The following is a 6432-nucleotide window of genomic DNA, read 5'->3' as shown; positions in this document are numbered from 1 at the left end:
ACGTCGAGGTCTTCCAGATGGGCAGTGTGAGAACTTCCATCATCGGGAGGCCTCGACCCCTACCCGGTCAACGACGCGCCGGACCCACTACACCCCGCTTTGTGATGAGCCAGTAAACCCCCCCCTGTGGCTGCGCGCTCAGGCCAGGGCGTCGTCCAATGCCACCGCGCGCAGGCCGAGCGCCTCGGCCACGGCCGCGTTCGCCAGCTGGCCCGCGTGGGCGTTGAGCCCCAGCGCGAGCGGTGCGCTGGCGCGCATCGCCTCGCGCCAACCCAGGTCCGCCAGTTGCAGGACGTAGGGCGTCGTGGCGTTCGTGAGGGCGATGGTCGAGGTGCTGGGCACCGCCCCGGGCATGTTGGTGACGCAGTAGAACGTGGAACCGTGGACCTGGAACGTGGGTTCGGCGTGGGTGGTGGGGCGGGAGTCCTCGAAGCAGCCGCCCTGGTCGATGGCGATGTCCACCAGCACGGAGCCGGGCTTCATGGTGGCGACCATGTCGTTGGTCACCAGCCGGGGCGCACGGCCGCCGGGGATGAGCACCGAACCGACGACGATGTCCGCGTCGACGATCTCCCGCCTGATGGTCAGCTCGTCGGAGGCCAGTTGCCGCACCGCGCCGTCCCAGCGCCAGTGGACGGTGCGCAGCTTGTCGAGGTCCGTGTCGAGGATGGTCACGTCGGCGCCCATGCCGCGGGCGATGCTGGCGGCGTTCTGTCCGGAGACCCCCGCTCCGAGCACCAGCACCTTCGCGTTGGGGACTCCCCCGATGCCGCCCATCAGGACGCCGGGCCCGCCCTGCGGCATGGTGAGGTGGAAGGCCCCGATCTGGGGGGCCAGGCAGCCGGCCACCTCGCTCATCGGGTACAGCAGTGGCAGCTGTCGGTTGGGCAGTTGGACGGTCTCGTAGGCGACGGCGGTTACGCCCGTTGCCAGTAGACGGTCGGTGAGCTCCGGGGCCGCGGCCAGGTGCAGGTAGGTGAACAGGGTCAGACCCTCGCGCAGGTGCTCGAACTCCTCGTCGACGGGCTCCTTCACCTTGCAAACCAGCTCCGCGGCCCAGACTGCAGCGGCGTCCTTCGCGACCTCGGCGCCCACTGCCCGGTAGTCGTCGTCGCGGATGGCCGAGCCCTCGCCCGCACCAGCCTCGACGACCACCTGGTGGCCCCGCTTCACCAGCTCGTTGGCGCCCGCCGGGGTCAGCGCCACCCGGTACTCGCCGTTCTTGACCTCGCGCGGAACCCCGACCCTCATGCTCACCCTTCCAGCGGTTGACCTCCGGCCAACCCTACGCCGGAACGATTGGACGCAGAGCGGATTCCCCCTCGTCGCGGGCGTGTCCCCTGGCGCCTCAGCCGAGGAAATTGCGCAGCAGTCCAGCGATGGTGGGCACCACCCCGACGAGGACGAAGGCGGGCAGGAAGCAGACCATCAGCGGCAGCACCGAACGCACCCCCGCGCTGCGCGCCACCTTGGCCAGTTCGGCCTCGGCGTGGCGTCGCCGGTCCTCGGCGTGCACGAGCAACCCCTCCACCAGGGAGGTGCCCGATCTCGCGGAGCGTGCGACGTCCCGTGCGACCGCACCCCACACCGGGTCCGTCGCGAGCGCAGACCACGCGTCCGCCTCCGCGCGACCCAGCCGCAGCTCCCCCGCGACCCGCTCGAGCACTCCGGCGGTCGACGCATGGCTCACCGCCGCGACCGTCTCCACCGCCGCACGCATGGAGGCGCCCGCCTCCAGGCACGACGCCAGCAGTTCGAGCGTCCCCGGGAGGTGCCGGCTGGCCGACGGGTCCGGACCGGGCACCGGCCACATCCAACCGAGTGCGAACGCGACGCCCGCGCAGACGCCAGCCGCCACGGCCAGCGGGGCGGGTCCCGGGTCGAAAGCGAGCACCAGAGCCCCCGCCCCAACCCCGAGCCACAGGCGTTGCCTCAGCGGCGGGGCACCCGACCTGCCCGCCAGCAGGCGCACCACCGCACCGTCAGCCGGCCCGGCGGGCTCCAGCCGGCGGAGCCCGGAGTTCGGCTCCGGGAACGCCAACCACGCCGCCATCACCAGCAGTGCCCCGCACGCCACCGGCCAGCTCACGACCGCCCCCTTCGTCCGTCCGGGGTGGCGGCGATCCGCTCGGTCCAGACCACCCCGGACGCCGCCAGCGCCACGCCCGCGACGAGCAGCAGCTGGCCCGCGGACTCCCGGAACAGGAAGGTGACCGGGTCAGCGCCAGCAGCCATCCCCAGCGCGATCGCGAGGAGGGGCAGGGTGGCCATGATCCGGCCACTGGTGCGCGCCGCCGAGAGCTCCGTGGCCACCACGTCCGCCAACTGCTGCTCCCTTCGAACGGTCTCGGTGACCTGCGCCACCACCTTCGCGACGGGGGCGCCGCTGGCCTCACCGACACGCCAGGCCCCCGCCAGCTGCGCGAGCGCCTCCCCGCCGGGCTCCCGCGCCGACTCGAGCAGCGCCTCCGCCACGTCGCCGCCCAGCCGGACGGTGGCCGCTGCCGGCGCCAGGCACGGGTGGTCGGCAGCCGCCTCGGCCAGTGCGGCGGTGGGTATCTGCCCGGCCCGCAGCAGCAGGGCGAGTGTGTGCGCGGCGTCGGCCGCCGCGTCGCGCGCGACCCGCCGACGGCGTTCCAGCACCTGTCGCCGGACGAGCCACGCCACCAGCGCGACCACGATCCCCGCCGCGACGACCCATCCCAGCACGCGCCACCCGAAGGCGATCGGGAGCACCGCGAGCCCGACCAGCACCAGCAGGGGGAACAGCCGGGCACGGCCTCGGCGGGCGTCGACGCGGGCCCGCAACCGTCCCAGGCGGCTCCCCGCAGGCGGGCCGATGCCCACGGCGACGGCGAGCGCCACCAGCAGCGCGCCGGGCAGGCCCTGCACAAGGGCGGTCACGGTAGCCCTGCCATCGCGCGCAACTCGGCCCCGCCGGCGTGCCAGCTGGTCTCCCCGCCCGGGTGGAACGAGGCGGCCGGCAGCATCCGGACCAGGCCGTCGGCGTCGCGCCGGAAGAGCCCCATCTCGGAGACCAGCCTGCGCCCGTCCGGCAGCCGGAGCACGTGCACGCCGACCCGCAGCGCCGCCGCCACCTGCGCGTGGCAGGCGTCGCGCCCCAGCCCACCGAGCGCGGCGAGGGCCTCCAGGCGGGCCGGCACGTCGGCGATGGAGTTGGCGTGGATGGTGCCGCAGCCGCCCTCGTGACCGGTGTTGAGCGCGGTCAGCAGGTCCGAGAGCTCCGCGCCCCGGACCTCGCCCAGCACCACCCGGTCCGGACGCATCCGCAACGCCTGGCGGACCAACTGGGTGAGGGTGATCGCCCCAACACCCTCAGTGTTGGGCGGGCGGCCCTCCAGGCGCACGCAGTGCGGGTGGGCCGGGTCCAGCTCGCGGGCGTCCTCCACGACCACGATCCGCTCATCCGCGGGGACCAGCGCCAGCAGCGCGGCCAGTAGCGTGGTCTTGCCGGTGCCGGTGCCCCCGCTCACCAGGAACGGCAGCCTGGCCGCCACGATCCCCTCCAGCAGGGCACGGGCCGCCGGCACGACCGAGCCGGACGCCGCAAGCTCCGCCAGGCCCATCCGGGCGCCCCCCGGGATCCGCAGCGAGATGCACGTGCCCGGCGAGGCCACCGGCGCCAGCACCGCGTGCAGGCGCGTGCCGTCGGCCAACCGGCCGTCCACGAAGGGTTGGGAGTCGTCCAGCCGCCTGCCGGCGGAGGCCGCGAGCCGCACCGCCAGGCGGCGCACCTGGGCGTCGTCAAGGAACCGGACCGCCGCCGGCTCGAGACCGCGGCCGCGGTCGACGAACACCGCGTCGGCCCCGTTGACGACCACGTCGGAGACCCCGGGCTCGCGGACGAGGTCCTCCAGCGGCCCGGCGCCCGTGCTGTTGCGGCGGACCGCCTCCATCGCGTGCAGCATCGTCTGGTCCGTGACCACCATGCCGATCCGGCGCATCGCGGTGGCGACGTCGGCGGGCGTGTGCTCTCGACCCAGTGCGCCAAGGTGGCTCTGCAGCGCCTCGAGTTGCTCGTCGATCATCCGCGCAGCCCCTCCCACAGCGCCCGCACGTCCCTGCGGAACCGGCGGGCCGGCGACGAGGCAACGCTGCTGCCGGCCTGTGCGAGCCGGGCCACCGACCTGTCGTGCCGGACGTGTCCGAGCAGGCCCATCCCGAGCGATTCCGCGACGGCCTCCGCCGGTAGCGTCCGACCCGGCCCGCTGCGCACCACGACGCGCGCGGACTCCAACCCCCAGGTCTCGACCTTCATCCGCGCCGCCGCCACGGCGGCCACGTCCGCCCCCACAACGAGCAGCACCTGGAGCTTTCGGCCCCCGACGTCACTCGCGTCGGCGTCCACGAACACCGCCGCGTGCGAGCGGCCCAGCGATCCCAGCACAGCGGCCACCGCGGCGTCGTCGGGCGGGGTGGGTCTGTGCCGGTCCAGCGCGAGCACGTCGACCCCGCCGGACTCGAGCAGGTGCCCGTCGAGGTCCCCGAGCTGACCGTCGGCGTGGCCGAGCTCGTCCCATCGCAATCCCACACGCATCTCCGCCCCGAACAGCAGGTCCAGCCCACCGCCGCAGCGGGCCAGCTCGACGGCGGCACTGCGCCGCCCGGACTCCGCCGCCACGGTGGCCAGGCCGACCACCAGGGAGCTGGCGCCGAGGCCGCCGGAGCCGCCGACCACGGCGAAGGCCTGCGCCCCGTCCCCGGCGTGCAGGTGCCCGGCCAGGACGTCCGCCAGTTCCGTCGTCGCCTGCGGCAGCGCCAGCACCGGGGCTCGCAGCTGTGCTGAGGCGCGCAGCAGGTCCATCTCCCCCGACCCGATCACATAGGTGCTCTCCGACCGCTCCAGGACCGCTGCCCTGGCCGCCATGTCCGCGCCGAGGAGCCGCAACGGGGCGGTGCCCCAACTCCTGCGCAGTTCGTCTCGGTCACGAACCACCTCGACGTCCACACCGAGCGCGAGCGCCGTCGCGAGGACGGCCTCGACCAGTGCGGGGTCACGGGTGGCGAGCAGGGGACGCGAAGGGCGCGTGTCGGTGTGGTTCACACCCACACTCTGGTCGTCCCGCGCACCCAAACGTCACAGGGACCGTTGCGTTGTGGATAACCTGTGGGGGAACACGTCCCCGGACCAGGAAGCCATGTCGAAGCAGAACGTTCTCCTCCCCGACGCCGTCAACTGGTTGACGGTGTGGTCGGGCGCACGCAGCCTCACCATCGACGGCGGTGCGGCGATGGCCCGCCGCCTGCGCGACGAGGGGCACACCGTGTTCGCACTCGCCTGGGAGGAGACCGTCGTCCGACGGCTGGCCGCTGATGAGTCGATCACCCCCGTCTGGGCGCGCCCGGAGGCGATCCCCACCGACCCGTTCCAGTTCGACGTCGTGGTGACCCACCAGAAGTTCCATGAGCTGGACCACGAGCACGCCTTGGGCGAACTCGCCCGGGTGCTGCGGCCCGGCGGCTGCCTGTCGGCCTCCTACGTCATCCGCGACGACTCGGTCCCGTGGGTCCGGCGACTGGCCGCCCTGCTGCGGCACTACGACCCGATGGCCATGAAGGGGGCCTACGGGCACCAGAGCCTGGACGTGCTCGAGGGCTCCAAGTACTTCCCCGAGGTCGAGAAGCGCGCCTTCCGCGTCTGGCAGCCCGTCTCCCTCGCCGACCTGCAGGACCTGGTGGCTCGCCAGCCGCTGGCGAGGAACCTGACCGAGCAGCAGCTCGATCGGTTGCACTCCGAGGTGGCGGAGTTGTTCTCCTCCTCGGTCCGGCCGGGCGAGATGCTCCGGCTCCCGTTCCAGTTGCTGTGTCTGCGGGCGTGGGTCAGCCACGAGGAGATGACGGCGCCTGTGCGCCTCACCGAGGACGGTGTTCGGATCCCGATCTGACGCGAGGGGGCCGCCTTGGCCCTAGGCTGGGTTTCGACGAAAGGAAAAAGATGGCTATTCCCGAAGACGGCGACGCCTTCCAGGAGTTCCGCGCGAACTTCGCCGAGTTCGTCGAACGAGAGAAGGAGCTCGCCAAGGCCGAGCTGGTCCCGGCGGCCAAGCACGCGGGCATCGGGGGCGCGTTCTTCGGCGGTGCCGGGATGTTCGCGATCCATGCGGTGTGGATGTTCGTCATCGCCCTGGCGCTGACCATCGGGTGGCTCCTCGACAGCTTCACAGCCCTCAGCACCTGGGGTGCCTTCACCATCGGGTTCTTCGCCTGCGTGGTGTTCTCCCTGCTGGTCGCGTTCATCCTGTTCAAGATCGGCTCGGCACAGTTCCGGAAGGTCAAGGCACCGGAGGCCACCATCGCCGAGGCCGGGGCAACCATGGGCGCACTGGCCGACGCGGTCACCGGCAAGCGCAAGGACAAGCAGGTGGAGATCCGACCCGTGGACGAGCTGCCGCGCCGCTCCGCCTGATCCGG

7 protein-coding genes are annotated in these 6432 nt (G+C 73.0%); 2 read left to right on the top strand and 5 right to left on the bottom strand.

Annotation, left to right across the window (positions count from 1 at the left end; all coding sequences use genetic code 11):
* Positions 1–138: 138 nt before the first annotated feature.
* The 5 genes from ald to ssd all read right to left on the bottom strand — a co-directional run bounded on the left by ald (position 139) and on the right by ssd (position 5065).
* A complete protein-coding gene (gene ald / locus FOJ82_RS15480) occupies positions 139–1251 on the bottom strand; it encodes an alanine dehydrogenase (protein ID WP_143939392.1) in 1113 nt (370 codons plus the stop codon).
* Positions 1252–1348: 97 nt separating this feature from the next.
* Positions 1349–2089 (bottom strand): type II secretion system F family protein, encoded by a 741-nt coding sequence (locus tag FOJ82_RS15475; RefSeq protein ID WP_143939391.1) that lies wholly within the window; start codon positions 2087–2089, stop codon positions 1349–1351.
* Complete coding sequence (locus FOJ82_RS15470) at positions 2086–2904, bottom strand: type II secretion system F family protein (RefSeq protein WP_185975848.1); 819 nt, start codon at positions 2902–2904, stop codon at positions 2086–2088. Before FOJ82_RS15470 ends, FOJ82_RS15475 begins: the two co-directional genes overlap by 4 nt.
* Positions 2901–4049, bottom strand: a complete 1149-nt coding sequence (locus tag FOJ82_RS15465; protein ID WP_143939389.1) for a TadA family conjugal transfer-associated ATPase — start codon at positions 4047–4049, stop codon at positions 2901–2903. Before FOJ82_RS15465 ends, FOJ82_RS15470 begins: the two co-directional genes overlap by 4 nt.
* On the bottom strand, positions 4046–5065 hold the full coding sequence (gene ssd / locus FOJ82_RS15460) for a septum site-determining protein Ssd (RefSeq protein WP_185975847.1): 1020 nt from the start codon (positions 5063–5065) through the stop codon (positions 4046–4048). The genes FOJ82_RS15465 and ssd overlap by 4 nt, the downstream gene beginning before the upstream one ends.
* 94 nt (positions 5066–5159) lie before the next feature.
* Between ssd and FOJ82_RS15455 the strand changes: the two genes are divergently transcribed.
* The gene (locus tag FOJ82_RS15455) at positions 5160–5906 is read left to right on the top strand and encodes a class I SAM-dependent methyltransferase (RefSeq protein ID WP_143939387.1); all 747 of its coding nucleotides are present in this window, start codon (positions 5160–5162) and stop codon (positions 5904–5906) included.
* Between the two features lie 50 nt (positions 5907–5956).
* A complete protein-coding gene (locus tag FOJ82_RS15450; protein WP_143939386.1) occupies positions 5957–6427 on the top strand; it encodes a phage holin family protein in 471 nt (156 codons plus the stop codon).
* The last annotated feature ends 5 nt before the right edge of the window (positions 6428–6432 follow it).

It is taken from the genome of Tessaracoccus rhinocerotis (assembly GCF_007197885.1).
In the GTDB taxonomy this organism is placed as follows: domain Bacteria; phylum Actinomycetota; class Actinomycetes; order Propionibacteriales; family Propionibacteriaceae; genus Arachnia; species Arachnia rhinocerotis.
The sequence above is the reverse complement of the archived record's forward strand: the minus strand, read 5'-3'. Positions and strand labels throughout refer to the sequence as shown.

What these genes read in the sequence shown, in the direction of transcription:
- FOJ82_RS15455 (WP_143939387.1), top strand. Translation starts at nt 5,160, where the DNA reads ATGTCGAAGCAGAACGTTCTCCTCCCCGACGCCGTCAACTGGTTGACG.
- FOJ82_RS15465 (WP_143939389.1), bottom strand. Translation starts at nt 4,049, where the DNA reads ATGATCGACGAGCAACTCGAGGCGCTGCAGAGCCACCTTGGCGCACTG.
- ald (WP_143939392.1), bottom strand. Translation starts at nt 1,251, where the DNA reads ATGAGGGTCGGGGTTCCGCGCGAGGTCAAGAACGGCGAGTACCGGGTG.
- FOJ82_RS15450 (WP_143939386.1), top strand. Translation starts at nt 5,957, where the DNA reads ATGGCTATTCCCGAAGACGGCGACGCCTTCCAGGAGTTCCGCGCGAAC.